21 protein-coding genes and 1 pseudogene are annotated in these 18,577 nt (G+C 60.7%); 12 read left to right on the top strand and 10 right to left on the bottom strand.

Annotated features, from left to right (window positions below):
* Window positions 1-106 precede the first annotated feature (106 nt).
* The 3 genes and pseudogenes from PMI24_RS23060 to PMI24_RS23050 form a co-directional block, all read right to left on the bottom strand.
* Window positions 107-1,132 (bottom strand): annotated as a pseudogene (locus tag PMI24_RS23060) (chitinase); the annotation flags it as partial.
* A gap of 40 nt (window positions 1,133-1,172) precedes the next feature.
* Window positions 1,173-1,808, bottom strand: a complete 636-nt coding sequence (locus tag PMI24_RS23055; RefSeq protein ID WP_007958235.1) for a lytic polysaccharide monooxygenase auxiliary activity family 9 protein — start codon at window positions 1,806-1,808, stop codon at window positions 1,173-1,175.
* A gap of 222 nt (window positions 1,809-2,030) precedes the next feature.
* Complete coding sequence (locus tag PMI24_RS23050) at window positions 2,031-2,468, bottom strand: hemerythrin domain-containing protein (protein ID WP_007958228.1); 438 nt, start codon at window positions 2,466-2,468, stop codon at window positions 2,031-2,033.
* Between the two features lie 137 nt (window positions 2,469-2,605).
* On the opposite strand from PMI24_RS23050, the gene PMI24_RS23045 reads away from it, so the two are divergent.
* On the top strand, window positions 2,606-3,031 hold the full coding sequence (locus PMI24_RS23045) for a GNAT family N-acetyltransferase (protein ID WP_007958226.1): 426 nt from the start codon (window positions 2,606-2,608) through the stop codon (window positions 3,029-3,031).
* A 63-nt stretch (window positions 3,032-3,094) separates the two neighbouring features.
* Here the strand turns inward: PMI24_RS23045 and PMI24_RS23040 are convergent, their stop codons facing one another.
* Window positions 3,095-3,445, bottom strand: coding sequence for a hypothetical protein (locus PMI24_RS23040; protein ID WP_007958217.1), 351 nt, complete (start codon window positions 3,443-3,445; stop codon window positions 3,095-3,097).
* 135 nt (window positions 3,446-3,580) lie between these two features.
* On the opposite strand from PMI24_RS23040, the gene PMI24_RS23035 reads away from it, so the two are divergent.
* The 8 genes from PMI24_RS23035 to PMI24_RS23000 all read left to right on the top strand — a co-directional run bounded on the left by PMI24_RS23035 (window position 3,581) and on the right by PMI24_RS23000 (window position 8,203).
* A complete protein-coding gene (locus tag PMI24_RS23035; protein ID WP_007958215.1) occupies window positions 3,581-3,910 on the top strand; it encodes a DUF6388 family protein in 330 nt (109 codons plus the stop codon).
* 24 nt (window positions 3,911-3,934) lie between these two features.
* Window positions 3,935-4,636: a YoaK family protein gene (locus tag PMI24_RS23030; protein WP_007958213.1), complete on the top strand. Its 702-nt coding sequence runs from the start codon at window positions 3,935-3,937 to the stop codon at window positions 4,634-4,636.
* 100 nt (window positions 4,637-4,736) lie between these two features.
* A complete protein-coding gene (gene tusD / locus PMI24_RS23025) occupies window positions 4,737-5,129 on the top strand; it encodes a sulfurtransferase complex subunit TusD (RefSeq protein WP_045121864.1) in 393 nt (130 codons plus the stop codon).
* A 1-nt stretch (window position 5,130) separates the two neighbouring features.
* On the top strand, window positions 5,131-5,487 hold the full coding sequence (tusC, locus tag PMI24_RS23020; RefSeq protein WP_007958208.1) for a sulfurtransferase complex subunit TusC: 357 nt from the start codon (window positions 5,131-5,133) through the stop codon (window positions 5,485-5,487).
* Window positions 5,487-5,780 carry a sulfurtransferase complex subunit TusB gene (gene tusB / locus PMI24_RS23015; RefSeq protein ID WP_007958198.1) on the top strand — a complete coding sequence of 98 codons (294 nt, stop codon included), beginning with the start codon at window positions 5,487-5,489 and terminating at the stop codon, window positions 5,778-5,780. The genes tusC and tusB overlap by 1 nt, the downstream gene beginning before the upstream one ends.
* Window positions 5,777-6,112, top strand: coding sequence for a TusE/DsrC/DsvC family sulfur relay protein (locus tag PMI24_RS23010; RefSeq protein WP_007958196.1), 336 nt, complete (start codon window positions 5,777-5,779; stop codon window positions 6,110-6,112). The genes tusB and PMI24_RS23010 overlap by 4 nt, the downstream gene beginning before the upstream one ends.
* Window positions 6,109-7,110: a glycosyl transferase family protein gene (locus tag PMI24_RS23005; RefSeq protein ID WP_007958195.1), complete on the top strand. Its 1,002-nt coding sequence runs from the start codon at window positions 6,109-6,111 to the stop codon at window positions 7,108-7,110. The genes PMI24_RS23010 and PMI24_RS23005 overlap by 4 nt, the downstream gene beginning before the upstream one ends.
* 91 nt (window positions 7,111-7,201) lie before the next feature.
* Window positions 7,202-8,203 (top strand): glutathione S-transferase family protein, encoded by a 1,002-nt coding sequence (locus tag PMI24_RS23000; protein WP_007958193.1) that lies wholly within the window; start codon window positions 7,202-7,204, stop codon window positions 8,201-8,203.
* Window positions 8,204-8,248: 45 nt separating this feature from the next.
* Here PMI24_RS23000 and cysG read toward each other — a convergent pair whose 3' ends face one another.
* From cysG to PMI24_RS22970, 6 genes are all read right to left on the bottom strand, one after another.
* On the bottom strand, window positions 8,249-9,643 hold the full coding sequence (gene cysG / locus PMI24_RS22995; RefSeq protein ID WP_007958191.1) for a siroheme synthase CysG: 1,395 nt from the start codon (window positions 9,641-9,643) through the stop codon (window positions 8,249-8,251).
* Complete coding sequence (gene serS / locus PMI24_RS22990; RefSeq protein ID WP_007958190.1) at window positions 9,644-10,924, bottom strand: serine--tRNA ligase; 1,281 nt, start codon at window positions 10,922-10,924, stop codon at window positions 9,644-9,646. It abuts the gene before it with no gap.
* Window positions 10,925-10,939: 15 nt separating this feature from the next.
* Window positions 10,940-11,314, bottom strand: a complete 375-nt coding sequence (crcB, locus tag PMI24_RS22985; RefSeq protein WP_007958188.1) for a fluoride efflux transporter CrcB — start codon at window positions 11,312-11,314, stop codon at window positions 10,940-10,942.
* Window positions 11,314-12,636 carry a replication-associated recombination protein A gene (locus PMI24_RS22980; protein WP_007958186.1) on the bottom strand — a complete coding sequence of 441 codons (1,323 nt, stop codon included), beginning with the start codon at window positions 12,634-12,636 and terminating at the stop codon, window positions 11,314-11,316. The genes crcB and PMI24_RS22980 overlap by 1 nt, the downstream gene beginning before the upstream one ends.
* A gap of 24 nt (window positions 12,637-12,660) precedes the next feature.
* A complete protein-coding gene (lolA, locus tag PMI24_RS22975; protein WP_007958184.1) occupies window positions 12,661-13,281 on the bottom strand; it encodes an outer membrane lipoprotein chaperone LolA in 621 nt (206 codons plus the stop codon).
* Between the two features lie 78 nt (window positions 13,282-13,359).
* The gene (locus PMI24_RS22970) at window positions 13,360-15,768 is read right to left on the bottom strand and encodes a DNA translocase FtsK (RefSeq protein ID WP_045121862.1); all 2,409 of its coding nucleotides are present in this window, start codon (window positions 15,766-15,768) and stop codon (window positions 13,360-13,362) included.
* A 522-nt stretch (window positions 15,769-16,290) separates the two neighbouring features.
* On the opposite strand from PMI24_RS22970, the gene aat reads away from it, so the two are divergent.
* The 3 genes from aat (at window position 16,291) to infA (ending at window position 18,068) form a co-directional block, all read left to right on the top strand.
* A complete protein-coding gene (gene aat / locus PMI24_RS22965; protein WP_045121861.1) occupies window positions 16,291-16,971 on the top strand; it encodes a leucyl/phenylalanyl-tRNA--protein transferase in 681 nt (226 codons plus the stop codon).
* 58 nt (window positions 16,972-17,029) lie between these two features.
* Window positions 17,030-17,737 (top strand): arginyltransferase, encoded by a 708-nt coding sequence (locus PMI24_RS22960; protein WP_007958178.1) that lies wholly within the window; start codon window positions 17,030-17,032, stop codon window positions 17,735-17,737.
* Between the two features lie 112 nt (window positions 17,738-17,849).
* Window positions 17,850-18,068: a translation initiation factor IF-1 gene (gene infA / locus PMI24_RS22955; protein ID WP_002553999.1), complete on the top strand. Its 219-nt coding sequence runs from the start codon at window positions 17,850-17,852 to the stop codon at window positions 18,066-18,068.
* The last annotated feature ends 509 nt before the right edge of the window (window positions 18,069-18,577 follow it).

The following is an 18,577-nucleotide window of genomic DNA, read 5'->3' as shown; positions in this document are numbered from 1 at the left end:
GTAGGTGAAATGCTGCGAACCGCCGACGAAAAAAAAGCCCGGCAGCGCTACCGGGCTTTTCCTTCACTGACTACTGATGAGCGACGTTCACCGTTGCTGCATCAGCGCCCTGCGCCGCAGATGGCGCCCCGTGAATCAGCGGTCCATAACGCCGACTGAATTCCCAGTTGTACGGCACGCGATCCTTGCTGGTGCCGTTGTCCCAGTTCACCGACCAGGTCATCAGGCCCTTGATCGGATGTCCTTTTACCGCCAGGCGTTTCATCGCGTTGCCGACCACGGTCTTGTCGATCACGTAACCGGTGGCGGCGGCATCGACGTTGGCCGGCAGGCCGATGACGAACTTGTCCGCCGGGATCTTCGTAAAACCGCGAGTACCGGTCACCAGACTCTCGGTCAGGTAATAGAGGAAGTCCTCTTTCATCGCGTCGTTGTTCTGGGCGATCCACGCGCCGTTGCCGTTATTGGCTTCCGGCACCCAGACCCCGTCGCCGCCCTGGTTGTAGAACTGCGGAGCGATGAAGTCGTAATAGCCTTCCAGCGCCTGCAGGTAACCGACGTATTTGCCGGAGGTGGTCAGGTACGGAAACTCCGGTGCCATGCTGATGATGAAATGCTTGCCCTGGCCTGCATAGTGATCCTTGACCAGCTTCAGCGCGGCCGGCAGGACGGTCTTGTTGGCAGCGAAATCAATCGCGCTCTGTTCAAGATCGATGTCCAGACCATCGAAGCCGTAGGTTTCCACCAGCCGGATGATTTCGTTGGCCAGCGGCTGCTCCTGACCGGCGCGCAACTCGATGTGCGCATCGGCACCGCCCAGGGAAATCAGCACGGCCCGCCCCTGACTGTTGAGCACGCCGACCTGACGGCGGAACTCGGCATCGGAGACGTTGAACGGCTTGAAGGTCGGTATCCCGCTGCCCTTCATGAAGGCCACCGCGACCACGTTGTATTCCTTCGGCACGTTTTCCAGGGCGATGTTGGCGAACTGGCCGCGCTGGTAACCGTCGCTCGGGCCGGCCGGCCAGTTGTGCCAGAAGCCCATGAGGATCTTCTTGCCGGCAAGGCTTGGCATCAGTGACGCCGCGTCGCTGGCCTGGTTTTTCAATAGGGTGAAGTCGATGTTTGACATGTTCTAATCCTTCAGAACGTGTGGGATTGACGTTGCGGGCTTATTTGAAGTCCACATCGAAGGCCTGATAGAAGGCGTTGCCGGTGTTGGCGACGATCCACATCAGGACGATGACGTGATGACCCTGCTTGTTGCCCGGAAGTTTCACGGCGTGGTTGACCTTGGCTTTCAATTCCGCCGAATGACTGTAGTACGGCACTTGCGGATAGAAATCCTCGGCGAACGGTTGCGCCTCCAGTTGCGCTCGGGTGATGCGTTGTTTCGGGTCCCAGCCATCCTTGGTGATCAGCCAGCGATAACCGCGGGTGGTGTGCGGCGCGGTGTACTCCCATTTGACCTCAAGGGTCTGGCCGGGGGTGACATTGAGCAGCGGCCAGGAGAATGGACGCCCGAGTTTCTTGCTCATTTCTTCTGCGGTGAAGTTCACACAGTCACGTGCGTCGTTCTTGCCGCCACTGAGAATATAGCCGTCAGCAGGCGGTACGACGCTCGGATTGTCGCTTTCGAATGGCGCCGGGAACGGGCCGGCCGCGAGTGCCGGAAAGTTCTTGCCGCCTTCCATTTCATTGACCTGCCAACCGCCGAGCAATCCTTGCTCGATGGCCACCGCGCCGCGGCTTGCAGGGGAAATGACGCGACCGTGTCGCAGTTGGGTTTGAGCTTGTGGTTGGTTCATGTTTTTCACTCCGTTGATTTAAGAACTCTCCTGTCCGAGGAGAGGCCTTCAAGCTAACGGAGGGGGATTTTTTGTCCATCGGCGGTTTTGTCGCAGTCTGCCTCGGCGAAACTCGAAAAACGCCGAAACACTGTATATAAACACAGTTCATTGCGACGACGCTCACCTGACGCATGGCAAAAAGACTACACCGCGTCATTACAAAAACCTGCATTCACCGGTTCAGGGAAGCTGCGCCTCGAACTCCTTTTGATACTGCCCGGCGAGCTGTTCCTTTTGTTTGTCGTCGAGCAGCTTGCCGGCCATCTGGAAGAACTTCTGCTCTTCTTCCTGCAGGTGGTGATGGACCTTCTCCGAGAGCTTTTTCGCCGTGGCCAGCCAGGCCGGGCTGGACATCTCGGTCTCGTCGAGCTCTTCCATCATTTCGTCCATTTCATGGTGCTCGGCGATGGCATGGCGGCTGAGGTCGACACCGTTGTCGAACTCCATCAGCGGGATATAGAAATGGCGCTCTTCGGCCGTTTCGTGGGCCTGAAGCTCAGCCTTCAGCTGCTTGTAGGCCTCGACCCTTTCCGGGGTGTCACCGCTGGTCTTGATCAACGATTTCGCGTAGGTCCGTTGACGATCGTGGCTTTCACGCAGGGCTTCGAAAATGTTCATGGAATCTCCCAGGCAAACGCGTTCCGGATGGACGCCCTAAAGGGCTAGACCCCGGCGCAGCAGCGACGGTTCCAAGCGATTGCTTCAATCGGCTGCGGCGCGATAGGCTGCCGATTCATTACTACAAGGAAGACAACATGACGTTGCGGATCGAGCTGTCACAGGACCCCACCGAAGAACAGCGCGCAGCCATCCTGGCGCCCCTGCGTGCCCATAACATCGCCAAAGCCGGGCCTTCGCTGTACGAACCGGTCGCGTTGCTGGTGCGCGACGATAACGACGCGATCCTCGGTGGCCTCTATGGGCACACGTTCTATCGGTGGCTGTTTATCGAGTTGCTGGCGGTGCCGGAAGAAGGCCGGGGACAGGGCATCGGCTCGAAGCTGATGAACATGGTCGAGGAATTCGCCCGGGAAAAAGACTGCGTGGGGATCTGGCTCGATACCTTTGATTTTCAAGCGCCCGGGTTCTATAAAAAACTGGGATATACCGAGTGTGGCGAGATTGTGGATTATCCGCTGGGGCACAAGCGGCATTTCTTCCAGAAGCGTTTGATTGAGTGAGTTCAGCGACCCTCGCCTGCAGGCTGGCGAGGGTCGCGTAGCGTCAGCGCATTCAGCTGCCCGTTACAGACAAGTGGCCAGCGCTGCCAAGCGGCGCTTGGCCACAAAATCATCCTTCTGCGCGTAGTAATTCAGCACGGTGCCAGACGCATCCGTGGTCAAGTCGACAAACGACTCCGCCGAGCGCGTGTAGACCGTCGAACCACCCTTCTTGCCCGGTTGCAGATACGCCGCTGCGTCCACGCCGAACACCGCTTCGTCCTGCCAGGCGAATTGCACGCACTGGGCCACGACTTTTTCGGGCTTGTCCGAATTCAGGGTCTTGTAAGGGGTTTGCGTGCGGGCGTCTTCCATCGCCGAACCCGCGCAACCGGCCAGCAGGGTCGCCGCCAGTGCCACCATCAGCATTCGCATTGCATTCGCTCATTCGGAAAAAACCGGACTGTATCACCGCAACGCCAAAAATCGTTCTGCTTTACTGCATTTAGAGCGCGACACATGTCGGCCGCTGCGGCACATTAACGGTCATCAGCCTTACAAGGAAAGCCCATGGCGCCTACTGACCAGCGACACGAACAGGCCCTGAAACTGTTTCTCGATGCGCGTCCGGAACTGCGCGAAGCCCTTGACCACCTCAACCCGCTGCTCGCCCAGGCCAAGGGCGAAACCCAGGCGCAGTACCGCGAAGAACGCCTGCACGAAGCCTTCGAAGCCGAGGCCGAAAGCCAGGGTTTGTTTGCCTGGGAGCTGACGTTGCAGCTCACCGCTGCGACGCCCGAGGAGTATCAGGCGCAACGCCTGGAAGTGCATCGTGAAGTGGCGGAAATGGCCGGGATGGACTGGCTGGAGTACTGCGATCTGTATGGCATAGAACCGTAAACCCCGCTCAAGGACGCTGCCTCGATGCTGCCTTCCACCTCGACCCACCGCGCCAGCCCCGGACATCTTCACATACAGAAATGGCGCGGCCGTGTAGGCCTGGCGCTGGTTGCCAGCCTGTCGGTACTGGCCGGCATGACCGACGCCATCGGCTTCATGGCCAGCGGCGATTTCGTTTCCTTCATGAGCGGCAACACCACGCGGCTGGCGGTGGCGATCAGTGATGGCGACAGCGCACTGACGTTAAGGCTGATCCTGCTGGTCGCCACGTTCATTGTCGGTAATGCCCTCGGGGTTGTGGTCAGCCGACTGGGTGGTCGGCGGGCGCTGCCGTTGCTGCTATCCATCGCCGCCCTGCTCTGTTTGGCGGCCTGGCCCTTTGACACGCAACTGCCGGCCCTGCTGGCGGCGATCATTGCGATGGGCATGCTCAACGCGGCGGTGGAAGAAGTGAACGGTCTGCCGGTCGGGCTGACGTACGTCACCGGCGCCCTGTCCCGATTCGGCCGTGGATTGGGCCGGTGGGTGCTCGGCGAACGGCGAAGCGGCTGGCGGGTGCAACTGGTGCCGTGGAGCGGGATGCTGGTCGGCGCCATTCTGGGGGCAGTGCTGGAACATCATCTGGGGCTCAAGGCGATGTTGGTCAGCGGACTGTTTGCCGCCGTACTGGGGCTGCTGACCCTGAAGATTCCGCGGCGTTGGCAACTGGGCTATATGCCGCGTTGACGGACACCTGCTCGCATCGAAACGGGCGCGGGAAACATCCGCTTCGCCGCCCCGCCGAGAAAGCTTTATCATGGCCGCAGTTTTGCTGATCGAGTCCGTCATGAAGTTCGCCATTGCGCTGTTTTCCGCCGCCCATGCGCCCTCCTCGCGCCGCGCCCTGCTGTTCGCTCAGGCCGCGCTGGCCGGCGGGCATGAGATTGTCCGGCTGTTTTTCTATCAGGACGGAGTCCACAACGCGTCCGACGCCGTGGTCACGCCGCAGGACGAACTGGACCTGCCCAAACAGTGGCGAACCTTTATCACCGAACAAAACCTCGACGGCGTGGTGTGCATCGCCGCAGCCCTGCGCCGTGGCGTGTTGAATACCGAGGAAGCCGGGCGTTATCAACGTGACGCCGTGGCCGTCAGCGCACCGTGGGAATTGTCCGGCCTCGGCCAGTTGCATGACGCGGTGCAGGATGCCGACCGCCTGATCTGTTTCGGAGGCGCATGACATGGCCAAGTCCCTTCTGATTATCAGCCGCCAATCGCCGTGGTCCGGCCCCGGCGCCCGCGAAGCGCTCGACATCGTGCTCGCCGGGGGCGCGTTCGATCTGCCGATCGGCCTGCTGTTTCTCGACGACGGCGTGCTGCAACTGGCCGCCGGGCAGAACGCCAAAGCCCTGCAACAGAAAGACCTGAGCGCCAACCTGCAAGCGTTGCCGATGTTCGGCGTCGAAGAGCTGTTCTACTGCGCCGACAGCGCCAGTGCTCGCGGCCTCGGCGATCGTTCGCTGGACGAGGCGCAGCCTTTGGCCGCCGAACAAATCACCGCCCTTATTGACCGTTACGACCAGGTGATCACCCTCTGATGTCGACTTTGCATGTTTTGTCCCACTCCCCGTTCGGCGACGAACGCCTGACCAGTTGCCTGCGCCTGCTGGGCGCTGCCGATGCGCTGTTGCTGTCTGGCGATGCCGCTTATGCGCTGCAACCCGGCACTGCGCCGTTCAGTGCGCTGGAATCGCGTAAGGTGAAATTGTTCGTGCTGGCCGAAGACGCGCAAGCCCGTGCCGTGCAGATTCCGGACTGGGCCGAAGCCATCGATTACCCGGCCTTCGTCGAGCTGTCGATTCACCACGACAAGGTCAACAGCTGGCTATGAATGCGTTGACCGTCGGCGCCCGCGCCATCGAACTGGACAAGGACGGCTTCCTGGTCGACCTCAACGACTGGTCGGCCGAAGTCGCCAGCGCCCTCGCCGCTGCCGAAGACATCGAGCTGAGCCCGGAACATTGGGAAGTCCTCGAACTGCTGCGCAGCTTCTATGCCGAATTCCAGTTGTCCCCGGCCACCCGGCCGCTGATCAAGTACACCGCGCTCAAACTCGGCGCGGAGAAAGGCAACAGCCTGCACCTGAACCGACTGTTCAAAGGCACCCCTGCCAAACTCGCCGCGAAACTGGCGGGCCTGCCCAAACCGACGAATTGCCTATGACCGACTATCCAGCGCTGACCCTCGAAACGCCCGCCGAACACCCGTTCGCCCAGTTCGTGCGCATCCTCGGCAAGGGCAAGCGCGGCGCCCGCGACCTGACCCGCGAGGAAGCCCGGCAAGCCATGGGCATGGTGCTCGACGAAGCGGTCGAAGAAACCCAGCTCGGCGCCTTCCTGATGCTGCTGCGGCACAAGGAAGAAAGCGCCGAGGAAATGGCCGGCTTCACCGAAGCCCTGCGCGAACGCTTGCAGGCGCCAGAGTTGAAGGTCGATCTGGATTGGCCGACCTATGCCGGCAAGAAGCGTCACCTGCCGTGGTATCTGCTGGCGGCCAAGTGCCTGGCGCAGAACGGCGTGCGCATCTTCATGCACGGCGGCGGCGCGCACACCGCCGGGCGCTTGTACTCCGAACAACTGCTCGGTGAACTGAACATCCCACTGTGCCGCAACTGGCAACAGGTCGGCGTGGCGCTGGATAACGGTGGCCTGGCGTTCATGCCGCTGGTGGACTGGGCGCCGCAGCTGCAACGGATGATCGACCTGCGCAACACCCTCGGCCTGCGCTCGCCGATCCATTCGCTGGCGCGAATCCTCAATCCATTGGGCGCGCGTTGCGGCCTGCAGAGTATTTTCCACCCCGGCTATCAAGCGGTGCACCGCGATGCCAGCGGCCTGCTTGGCGACACGGCCATCGTGATCAAGGGCGACGGCGGCGAAATCGAGATCAACCCGGATGCCGACAGTCACCTGTACGGCACCACCGGCGGCGAGAGCTGGAACGAGGAATGGCCGCAGCTGTCGGCGCAGCGTCACGTCAAACCTTCTTCGCTGGATATCGAGCATTTGAAGGCCGTCTGGCGTGGCGATGTGGTCGACAGTTACCCGCAAATGGCGTTGATCTCGACCATGGCGCTGGCGCTGCGTGGCCTCGGCCAACCCCGTGAGCAGGCTTTCGAAACCGCCGGGCAATACTGGGCCGCGCGGGACAAATCGATTTAACCGATCATTAACGCCCGATCTTTGCGCTTTTTGTTCGAACTCATCGGAATAGACTCGACTCCAACGAATATTGGTTTCTGGAGTCTTGATCATGGGTTTACTCGTCGACGGCCGCTGGCAGGACAAGTGGTACGAAAGCAGCAAGGACGGCGCGTTCCAGCGCGAACAGGCGCAGCGTCGCAACTGGGTCACTCGCAACGGCGAGCCGGGCCCGAGTGGTGAAGGCGGTTTTACTGCCGAAGCCGGGCGTTATCACCTTTATGTCTCCCTCGCCTGTCCGTGGGCGCATCGCACGCTGATTCTGCGCAAGCTCAAGGGCCTGGAAAGCCTGATCGATGTTTCCGTCGTTAGCTGGCTGATGCTGGAAAACGGCTGGACCTTCGACCAGAACCTCGGTTCGACCGGCGACAAACTCGACCACTTCGATTTCATGCACCAGCGCTACACCGCCGACACCGCCGACTACACCGGCCGCGTCACCGTGCCGGTGCTGTGGGACAAGAAGCTCAAGCGCATCGTCAGCAACGAATCGGCGGAGATCATCCGCATGTTCAACAGTGCTTTCGATGACTTGACCGGCAACGATCTGGACTTCTATCCGGCGCCATTACGCAGTGAGATCGATGCGCTGAATGAGCGGATCTACCCTGCCGTGAACAACGGCGTGTACCGCGCCGGGTTTGCGACCTCGCAAAAAGCCTATGAAGAAGCGTTCGATGATGTATTTGCCGAGCTGGATCATCTGGAGCAGGTGCTGGGCGCCAACCGTTATCTGACGGGCGAATACCTGACCGAGGCGGACGTGCGCTTGTTCACCACGCTGATTCGTTTCGACGCGGTGTACCACGGGCACTTCAAATGCAATCTGCGGCGGATCAGCGATTATCCGAATCTGTCGAACTGGTTGCGTGAGATGTACCAGTGGCCGGGCGTTGCCGAGACCGTGGACTTTCAGCACATCAAGAATCACTACTACGGCAGCCACAAGACCATCAACCCGACGGGGGTTGTGCCGAAGGGGCCGGAGCAGGATTTCACTGTGGCCCATGACCGGAACCGGTTGGGCGGGAAAGGGGTTTGGTGCAGAGGTTGAGAGCAGGATCGTTCCCACCGCGTGGGAACGATCCCTTCAGAGTCGTCAGATCTGACCCTGGGCGCCCTCGAACCACGCCAGTTTCTCGCGCAGTTGCACCACTTCGCCGACGATCACCAGCGTCGGCGCATGCACTTCATGCTCCGCCACCAGACGCGGCAGGTCGGCCAGCGTGCCGGTGAAGACCCGCTGATTGACCGTGGTGCCCTGCTGGATCAGCGCGGCCGGGGTATCGGCAGCACGACCATGTTTGATCAACTGCTCGCAGATGACCGGCAACCCCACCAGGCCCATGTAGAACACCAGCGTCTGCGCCGGCGCGACAAGGTCGGCCCATGGCAGATCGGTCGAACCGTCCTTCAGGTGCCCGGTGACGAAACGCACCGACTGCGCGTAATCGCGATGGGTCAGCGGAATCCCGGCATACGCCGCGCAACCGCTGGCTGCCGTGATGCCCGGTACCACCTGAAACGGGATGCCATGGGCCGCCAGTTCCTCGATCTCTTCGCCACCGCGGCCGAAGATGAACGGATCCCCGCCCTTCAACCGCACCACACGCTTGCCGGCCTTGGCCAGATCCACCAGTTGCTGGTTGATCTGATCCTGCGGCACGGCGTGGTCGGCGCGACGTTTGCCGACGTAGACACGCTCGGCATCGCGGCGGCACAGCTCAAGAATCGCGGGCGCCACCAAGCGGTCGTACAGCACCACATCGGCTTGCTGCATCAGACGCAAGGCGCGAAAGGTCAGCAGATCCGGATCGCCCGGCCCTGCGCCCACCAGATACACCTCGCCCGTGGTAACACTCGCTTCGCCGTCGATTTTCGCCTGCAACAGACGCTCGGCCTCGGCGCCCTGCCCAGCCAGCTGGCGATCGGCAATCGGCCCCTGGAACACGTCTTCCCAAAAACCGCGACGTTGCTGCACATCGGGAAACAGGCCTTTGACCTGATCGCGAAACCGCGCGGCCAGACCGGCCAGATGGCCGTAGGTCGAGGGAATCCAGGTTTCGATCTTGGCGCGGATCAGCCGGGCCAGCACTGGCGCATCGCCGCCGCTGGAGACCGCGATGATCAGCGGTGAACGATCGACGATTGCCGGGAAAATCACGCTGCACAGCGCTGGCGCATCGACCACATTGACCGGCACGCAACGCCGATGGGCATCGGCGGAAACCTGCGCGTTCAACGCTTCGTCGTCGGTGGCGGCAATGATCAGCCCGCAACCGTCCAGATCCGTTTCGGCGTAGCCACGCAACAGGCATTCGCCACCGCTGGCGGCAACCAGTTCGCGCAGTTGCGCTTCGATTTCAGGTGCGACCACCCGCAGCAGCGCACCGGCATCGGCCAGCAGGCGGGACTTGCGCAAGGCAATCTCCCCCCCACCGACGACCAACACACGACTGCCGCGCAGGTTGTGAAACAGCGGCAGATATTTCATTTAGCCGATGACCTCAAGGCCACCCATGTACGGCTTCAGCACGTCCGGCACGCGGATCGAACCGTCGGCCTGCTGGTAGTTTTCCAGCACGGCAACCAGGGTACGACCGACCGCCAGGCCGGAACCGTTCAGGGTGTGCACCAGCTCAGGCTTGCCGGTTTCCGGGTTGCGGAAACGCGCCTGCATGCGGCGGGCCTGGAAGTCGCCGCAGTTGGAGCACGACGAGATTTCACGGTACTTGTCCTGGCTCGGAATCCACACTTCCAGGTCGTAAGTCTTGACTGCGCTGAAGCCCATGTCGCCGGTGCACAGCGCCAGAGTGCGGTAAGGCAGCTCCAGCAGTTGCAGGACTTTCTCGGCATTGGCGGTCAGGCCTTCCAGCGCTTCCATCGACTTCGACGGCTCGACGATCTGGACCATTTCAACTTTGTCGAACTGGTGCTGGCGGATCATGCCGCGAGTGTCACGACCCGACGCGCCGGCTTCGCTGCGGAAGCACGGGGTGTGAGCGACGAACTTGATCGGCAGTTGTTTCGAATCGACGATTTCACCGGCCACGATGTTGGTCAGCGACACTTCGGCGGTCGGGATCAGGTACAGATCGGCTTCGCCTTCGCGAGCGATCTTGAACAGGTCTTCTTCGAACTTCGGCAGTTGACCGGTGCCTTGCAGCGCCGGGGCCTGAACCAGATAAGGCGTGTAAGCCTCTTCGTAGCCATGCTCGGTGACGTGCAGGTTGATCATGAACTGCGCCAGTGCGCGGTGCAGACGGGCAATCGGGCCACGCAGCAGTGCGAAACGCGCGCCGGACAGCTTGGCGGCGGTTTCGAAGTCGAGCCAGCCGAACTTCTCGCCCAGGGCCACGTGGTCCTGAACCGGGAAGTCGAAAGCCGTCGGGGTGCCCCAGCGGCGGACTTCGACGTTGCCGTCTTCGTCTTCGCCGACCGGAACCGATTCGTGCGGCAGGTTCGGAATGCCCAGCAGGATCGAATCCAGCTCGGTCTGGATCGCGTCCAGTTCGACTTTACCGGCACTCAGTTCGCCCGCCATACGCTCGACGTCCGCCATCAGCGGCGCGATGTCTTCGCCGCGCTGCTTGGCCTGACCGATGGATTTGGAACGCGCGTTACGCTCAGCCTGCAGTGCTTCGGTGCGGGTCTGGACGGTCTTGCGCTGTTCTTCCAGCGCTTCGATGCGCGCGACATCCAGGGCAAAGCCACGGGAAGCCAGGCGGTCCGCTACGTCCTGGAGGTTGCTACGTAACAGTTTGGAATCGAGCATGTCGGTTTCTCGTTATCAAAGTTTGGTCAGGGACAGGCCGGCCCAGGTCGCGAGCAGCCCGCCGAATACGCTGATGGCCGCATAGCCCAGGGCCAGCGGCACTTGCCCGCTTTCCAGCAGGCGCACCGTATCCAGTGAAAAGGATGAAAAAGTCGTCAGCCCCCCGAGGAAGCCGACCATCAACCCGGCACGTACCTCGATCGGTACTTCCGGGCGTATCAAAAACAGGCCGTACAACACGCCAATCAGCAGACAGCCCACGATATTAACGGCCAGCGTCGCGGTATAGAAGTGCCGCGGCCAATTGGCGTTGACCCAATTGCCGGTGGCGAAGCGCAACAAGGTGCCGGCAATCCCGCCTACGGAGACTGCAACGATCAATGGAACCACTATTTTCTCCGCTGCCGGGGGCTTAAACGATCAAGTTGGGCGAGGTGGTTGAGCTTTTCGCCGATCTTCAACTCCAGGCCACGGGGCACCGGTTGGTAGAACGGAATCGGGTCGAGTTCTTCCGGGAAATAGTCTTCGCCGGCCGCGTAGGCGTCCGGTTCGTCGTGGGCGTAACGGTATTCGTCGCCGTAGCCCAACTGCTTCATCAATTTGGTCGGCGCATTGCGCAGGTGCAGCGGCACTTCCAGCGAACCGTGTTCGGCGGCGGCGCGCAGCGCGGTCTTGAAGCCCATGTACACCGCGTTGCTTTTCGGGGCACACGCCAGATACGTGATGGCCTGAGCCACTGCCAACTCACCCTCCGGGCTGCCGAGACGTTCCTGCACTTCCCACGCGGCCAGGCACAGGCTCAGGGCACGAGGATCGGCATTGCCGATGTCTTCGCTGGCCATGCGCACCACGCGCCGAGCCAGGTACAGCGGATCGCAGCCGCCGTCGATCATTCGCGCAAACCAGTACAGCGCGCCGTCCGGATTGGAGCCCCGCACCGATTTGTGCAACGCAGAAATCTGGTCGTAGAACGCTTCGCCACCCTTGTCGAAACGCCGGCGAGTGTCGCCGAGCAGGCTTTGCAGCAGCTCGGTGCCCATCTCGCTGTTGTCTTCGGCCAGGTCCGACGCGTTTTCCAGCAGGTTCAGCAGGCGCCGGCCATCACCGTCGGCGGCGGACAGCAACATCTGGAAGCCTTCATCGCTGAGGGTCAGATGACGCTTGCCCAGACCACGCTCTTCGGTGAGCGCGCGGTGCACCAGTTTGCGCAACGCCGCTTCGTCGAGGCTCTTGAGCACGTAGACCCGCGCCCGCGACAGCAACGCGTTGTTCAGTTCAAAAGAAGGGTTTTCAGTGGTGGCGCCAATGAAGATCAGCGTGCCGTCTTCAACGTACGGCAGGAAGGCGTCCTGTTGAGACTTGTTGAAGCGGTGCACTTCATCGACAAACAGGATCGTGCGCTTGCCATACTGGCCGGCCTGCTGCTTGGCGATTTCCACCGCCTGACGGATCTCCTTGACCCCGGCCAACACCGCCGAGACCGTTTCGAAATGCGCATCCGAGACTTCCGCCAACAACCGCGCCAGCGTGGTCTTGCCCACGCCCGGCGGGCCCCAGAAGATCATCGAATGCAGGGCACCCTGCTCCAGCGCTTCGCGCAAAGGCTTGCCGCGAGCGAGCACGTGTTCCTGACCGACGTACTCATCCAGATTGGTCGCCCGCAAACGGGCGGCCAGTGGCTGGGCAATCGGTGCACTGCGAAACAGATCCATCACGTACCGTTGAAACCTCTGTGTTTATTCCTGGATCACGTCGGCACCCTTCGGGATGTCGAACTTGAACTTCGATGCAGGGACCGCTTCGTTGGCCTTCACACCGGTGAACAGGATGTTGGTGCGCTGGCCGACGCTGTCGATCAGTTGCATGTCATTGACCAGACCATTGCGGAACGACAGACGCAGGCTGTCGAACAGGGTGTCCTTGGTTTTCGGCTTCAGAGTGAAGTCGATCACGCCGCCGGCTTCCTTGGCGCTGATGTCGAAGCTCTGGCTGATCTTCGATACGTCGCCGGACAGCAACAGGGCCGGGGTCTGGGTCAGACGCTCATCGAGCTTCTTGATGGTGGCCTGTTCCAGGTCCGGGTCCCACAGGGTGACTTTCTTGCCGTCGGACACCATGGTCTGCTCGGCGGGCGCATTGGTGTGCCAGTAGAACAGGCCTGGACGCTGCAGGGTCATGTCGCCGGTGGTTTCCTGCAACTGGGTGCCGCTGCCGTCGAGGGTCAGCTGGGAAAAATTGGCGGTCAGGGTCTTGGATGTTTCGAGCAATTGGGTCAGGCGAGCCACATCCTTGTCATCGGCGTGAGCCGTGAGGGTGGTCAGAGCCAGTACCGGCAACAACATGCGGATAAGACGCATGGGAGTCCTCTTGAATACTCGTGGGAAAGTGGACGGCGCTTCATGCACCGTCCATTGCATTTGGATCAGGGTATCGAATCAGTCGCGTACCGGGCCAGGGGCCAGGACTTCGCGGGAACCGTTGGTGTTCATCGACGTCACGACCCCGGCCATTTCCATGGCTTCGATCATGCGCGCGGCACGGTTGTAGCCGATCTTCAGCTTGCGCTGTACAGCGGAGATGGAGGCGCGACGGCTTTCCAGCACGAACTGCACGGCTTCGTCGTACAGCGCGTCGGCTTCCGGATCGTCGCCGTCACCGCCGCCGCTGCTGCCTTCGAAACCGCTGCCCGCCTCTTCGACACCGTTGAGGATGTCGTCGTTGTATTCCGGCGCGCCGCGCAGTTTCCAGGCTTCCACCACCCGGTGAACTTCATCGTCGGACACGAAGGCGCCGTGAACCCGGATCGGCAGGCTGGTGCCCGGCGGCATGTAGAGCATGTCACCGTGGCCGAGCAGTTGTTCGGCACCGCCCTGGTCGATGATGGTCCGGGAGTCGATCTTGCTCGATACCTGGAACGCCATCCGCGTCGGGATGTTGGCCTTGATCAGACCGGTGATCACGTCCACCGACGGCCGCTGGGTCGCGAGGATCAGGTGGATACCGGCCGCACGCGCCTTCTGGGCGATACGGGCGATCAGTTCTTCTACCTTCTTGCCGACGATCATCATCATGTCGGCGAATTCGTCCACGACCACAACGATGGTCGGCAGCTTCTGCAACAGCGGCGCTTCGTCGTGGATGCTTTCGCGTTTGTACAGCGGATCGCTCAGGGGCTCGCCGGCGTCCTGGGCTTCCTTGACCTTGGCGTTGAAGCCGGACAGGTTTCGCACGCCCATCTTCGCCATCAGCTTGTAGCGACGCTCCATCTCGGCCACGCTCCAGCGCAGGGCGTTGGCGGCGTCCTTCATGTCGGTCACGACCGGGCACAGCAGGTGCGGAATGCCTTCGTAGATCGACAGCTCGAGCATTTTCGGGTCGATCATGATCAGCTTGGCGTCGTCCGGACCGGACTTGAACAGGATCGACAGGATCATCGCGTTCACGCCCACCGACTTACCGGAACCGGTGGTACCGGCCACCAGCAGGTGCGGCATCTTCGCCAGGTCAGTGATAACCGGTTTGCCGCCGATGTCGTGGCCCAGGGCCAGGGTGACCGGCGATTTGAAGTTGTCGTACTCGGGCGTCGACAGCACTTCGGAGAAGCGCACGATCTGCCGGTCTTCGTTGGGAATCTCGATACCGACCGTAGTCTTGCCCGGAATCACTTCGACCACCCGTACGCTAGTCACGGCCAGCGAACGTGCAAGGTCTTTCGCCAGGTTGGCGATACGGCTGACCTTCACACCCGCAGCAGGCTGGATTTCGTAACGGGTAATGACCGGACCGGGGTGAATCGAATCCACGGTGACTTCGACGCCGAATTCCTTGAGCTTGATCTCCAGCAAGTGGCCGACCGCCGCCAGGGATTCGGGCGAATAATTGAGTTGTTTCTTTTCTGCAGGATCGAGGATCGAGATCGGCGGCAAGGTGCCTTCCACGGCGCTGTCGACGAACAACGGCACCTGCTTCTCTTTCTGCACGCGCTTGCTTGGCTCCGGCGCCTTGACCGGGGCCGGCGCGATGACCGGCGGTACCTGTTTCTCGCGCTCGGACATGTGCTTGCTCAAAGCCTGTTCGCGCTCGATCAGACGCTCCTTGACCTTGGCCTGCTCGCGCTTGTCGGTGACCGTCGGTGCAACCACGTCATGCACGCGATCGTCGACTTCACGCAGTTGCGCGACCAGTTGCTTGCGCTCGGTACGCGCCGACCACCAGCGGTTGACCGCGCCCTGGAACAGTTCGAACAGGTCGAGGGTGATCTTGCCGGTGATGTCCATCACCTTGAACCACGACAGGTCGGTGAACACCGTCAGGCCGAACAGGAACAATGCGATGAACAGCAACGTGCTGCCCTGAATGTTCAGAGCATTGCGGGCCAGATCACCAAGGCTTTCGCCCAGCGCACCACCGGCGCCAGCGGGCAAACCAGTGGCAGCATGGAAATGGATGTGCGCCAGCGCAGCGCCGGACAACACCAGGAACACCAGACCGATCAGGCGCCAGGAAAACAGCCAGCCGCTCCACTGCCAGGGCTCGTGACGCTGACGGAAGATCTGATACGCCTTGATCGCCAGCAACAACGGGAAGATGTATGCGAAGTAACCCAGCACCATGAACAGGATGTCGGCGCTGTAGGAACCGGCCGGGCCGCCGAAGTTCTGCACGTCGTCGATCTTGCTGTTGTGGCTCCAGCCCGGATCGTCCTTGCCGTAGGTCAGCAACGCCATCATCAGGAACAGGCACAAGGCGCCGATGGCGATCAATGCACCTTCCTTGAGCCGGTAGTGCAACTGTTGACGCCAGAGCGGAACGACTGTTTTTGGTGCTTCCGTGGATTTCTTCAAAACGCTTCTTTTCCTGCGCCAGAGGCGCGTCCATCTATTGAATGACGATAAAAAACTGCCCAATCCAGGCAGGTAAAAAAATTGACGGGCGCAACGGAGACTACTTTTAACACTGCGCCCCGCCTTTTATAAACACGGCACGCGGCGAATATTCTGTAACAGCCCGGCATTGTACGGGTTTGCGCGTTCGATGCCATGCTTCCAGGCCCCAGGTTCAAGCATAGCCAAACGCACAACACCCGGCGTTCAATTTGAGCATGCATTACCTTTTGTGACAAAGGCTTATGAGGTGTATTTGATGAACGTAGCGAAGCATTTGCGCCTCATCTCCCCTGAGTGCCACACATTGGCATCGACAACCTTGCCCGCACCGGTGCAACGCCCGATTACGACCGCATCCGGATGCTCAAGTTGCAGCTACGCAAAAGCCGCACTGCAACGGAGGACATTCGCGTCATTTCCCGGCACACTTTACCGCGGGCCCAGCGCCCACCGCCCTCCCCTTCTGCAAGCCTGGACGCCATGCTGACTTGGTTACAACGCAACTCACTGACTTTCCCGCCACTGGAAAAGGCCATGCGCGATCCCAACGGATTGCTGGCGGCCGGCGGTGACCTGTCTGCCGATCGCTTGATCCAGGCCTATCGCCATGGCTGCTTTCCATGGTTTTCCGAAGGCCAGCCGATTCTCTGGTGGTCGCCGGATCCGCGCACCGTGCTTTTTCCCGACGAACTGCACGTCTCGCGCAGCCTCGGCAAATTGATGCGCAAACAGCGTTATAAAGTGACCTTCGATCAGGATTTCGACGCCGTGATCCACGCCTGCGCCGCTCCCCGGGAATACGCCGACGGCACCTGGATCACCGAAGCGATGCAGGACGCCTATATCGAATTGCATCGACGCGGCTTTGCCCATTCGGTGGAAGTCTGGGATGAGGGCGAACTGGTCGGCGGCCTGTACGGACTGGCGATGGGGCAGCTGTTCTTCGGCGAGTCGATGTTCAGCCGGGCGGACAATGCTTCCAAGTACGGCTTTGCCACGCTGGTGCAACATCTGAAAGAAGCGGGTTTCGTGCTGATCGACTGCCAGATGCCGACCGACCACCTGCACAGCCTCGGCGCCCGGGCGATTTCCCGCTCTGCATTCGCTGAATATCTGGCCCGACACCTCGATCAACCCAATCATGCGACCTGGGTTTGCTGAGCGACTTTTGCGCGCGTGGCTTACACTTAATTCACCAGCTTACCCTTGAGGGTTGATCATGACCGAGTTGGCGCGGTTGAAGTTTTATGCCACTCAGCCTCACTCTTGCAGTTATCTGCCCGAGGAACAGGCAACGACCCTGTTTCTCGATCCGAGCCAGCCCATGGATGTGCATGTCTACGCAGACCTGTCAGAAATGGGCTTTCGTCGCAGCGGCGATCACCTGTACCGCCCGCATTGCCAGAACTGCAATGCCTGCGTGCCTGCGCGCATTCCGGTTGCGCAGTTCAACCCCAACCGTCAGCAGAAACGCATTTTCAAGCGCAACATCGATTTGCAGGTGCGCCCGGTCAAGCCGGCGTTCAGCGAAGAGTACTTCGACCTCTATCAGCGCTACATCGAACAGCGCCATGCCGACGGCGACATGTACCCGCCGAGCCGCGATCAATTCTCGACTTTTCTGGTACGCGACCTGCCCTTCTCACGCTTTTACGAGTTCCGGCTCGACGGACGGTTGCTCGCAGTTGCCGTGACCGATCTGCTGCCCAACGGCCTGTCGGCGGTCTACACCTTTTACGAACCGCAGGAAGAACGCCGCAGCCTCGGGCGCTACGCGATCCTCTGGCAAATCGCCGAAGCCCAGCGCCTGGGGCTTGAGGCGGTGTACCTGGGTTACTGGATCAAAAACTGCAAAAAGATGAACTACAAGACCCAATATCGGCCTATCGAACTGCTGATCAATCAGCGCTGGGTCATCCTGAACTAAACGCAAACCCTAAACCCCTTGGCGTAAACCCCATTTTTCGGGCACAATGCACGCCGCTTTTGCCTGGCGCAGTTGCACCGGGCCATTCATTGGATACCGAGGGCTTTACTGCATGTCGAAAGAAGACAGCTTCGAAATGGAAGGCACTGTCGTCGACACCCTGCCCAACACCATGTTTCGTGTGGAGTTGGAAAATGGGCACGTCGTAACCGCGCATATTTCCGGCAAGATGCGCAAGAACTACATTCGTATTCTTACCGGTGACAAAGTGCGCGTCGAGCTGACGCCCTATGACTTGAGCAAAGGGCGTATTACTTACCGCGCTCGCTAATCAAGTCAATACAAGACGCCCGGCATATGCCGGGCGTTTTTGTTTGTCTGGGTTTTGGGTTTGTGCTTGAGTTTTGGGTGTATATCCGTTGCTTCGGGAGCTGCCGCTGGCGGTTTCGCTCTTACAGCGAGTCACTTTTGACAAACGCCTCAAAAGTAACCAAAAAGTCTACGCCCCGGCGTACGGCACTTCGCTTAGGCTCAGTGTTCCCTCGCTACGGTGTCCATCAGGGGGCATCGCCTACGGTTTGCTTCGCTGCACCTCCTCTCGATGTATGCGGCTTCGCCGCACGGCGCTGCGCGCCTACCCCCTGATGGACACCTCCGCTCGGCCTGCCGAAGGGGCAAAAAATCAAAATCAAAAGCCAAATCAAAAGCCAAAGCCAGATCAAGAGCCCCCGCTCCTCACCACGCAACACGATGAGCGTTAGCTCGAGTACCGCTTTTGATCGCAGGGCCCGTCGGCAGGCTGAGTGGAGGGATTGATCCGGGGGTGGGAGCGCAGCGACC

Origin of the sequence: Pseudomonas sp. GM25 (genome assembly GCF_000282255.1) — a bacterium.
In the GTDB taxonomy this organism is placed as follows: domain Bacteria; phylum Pseudomonadota; class Gammaproteobacteria; order Pseudomonadales; family Pseudomonadaceae; genus Aquipseudomonas; species Aquipseudomonas aphyarum.
This window is presented reverse-complemented; position numbering and strand designations above follow the sequence as displayed.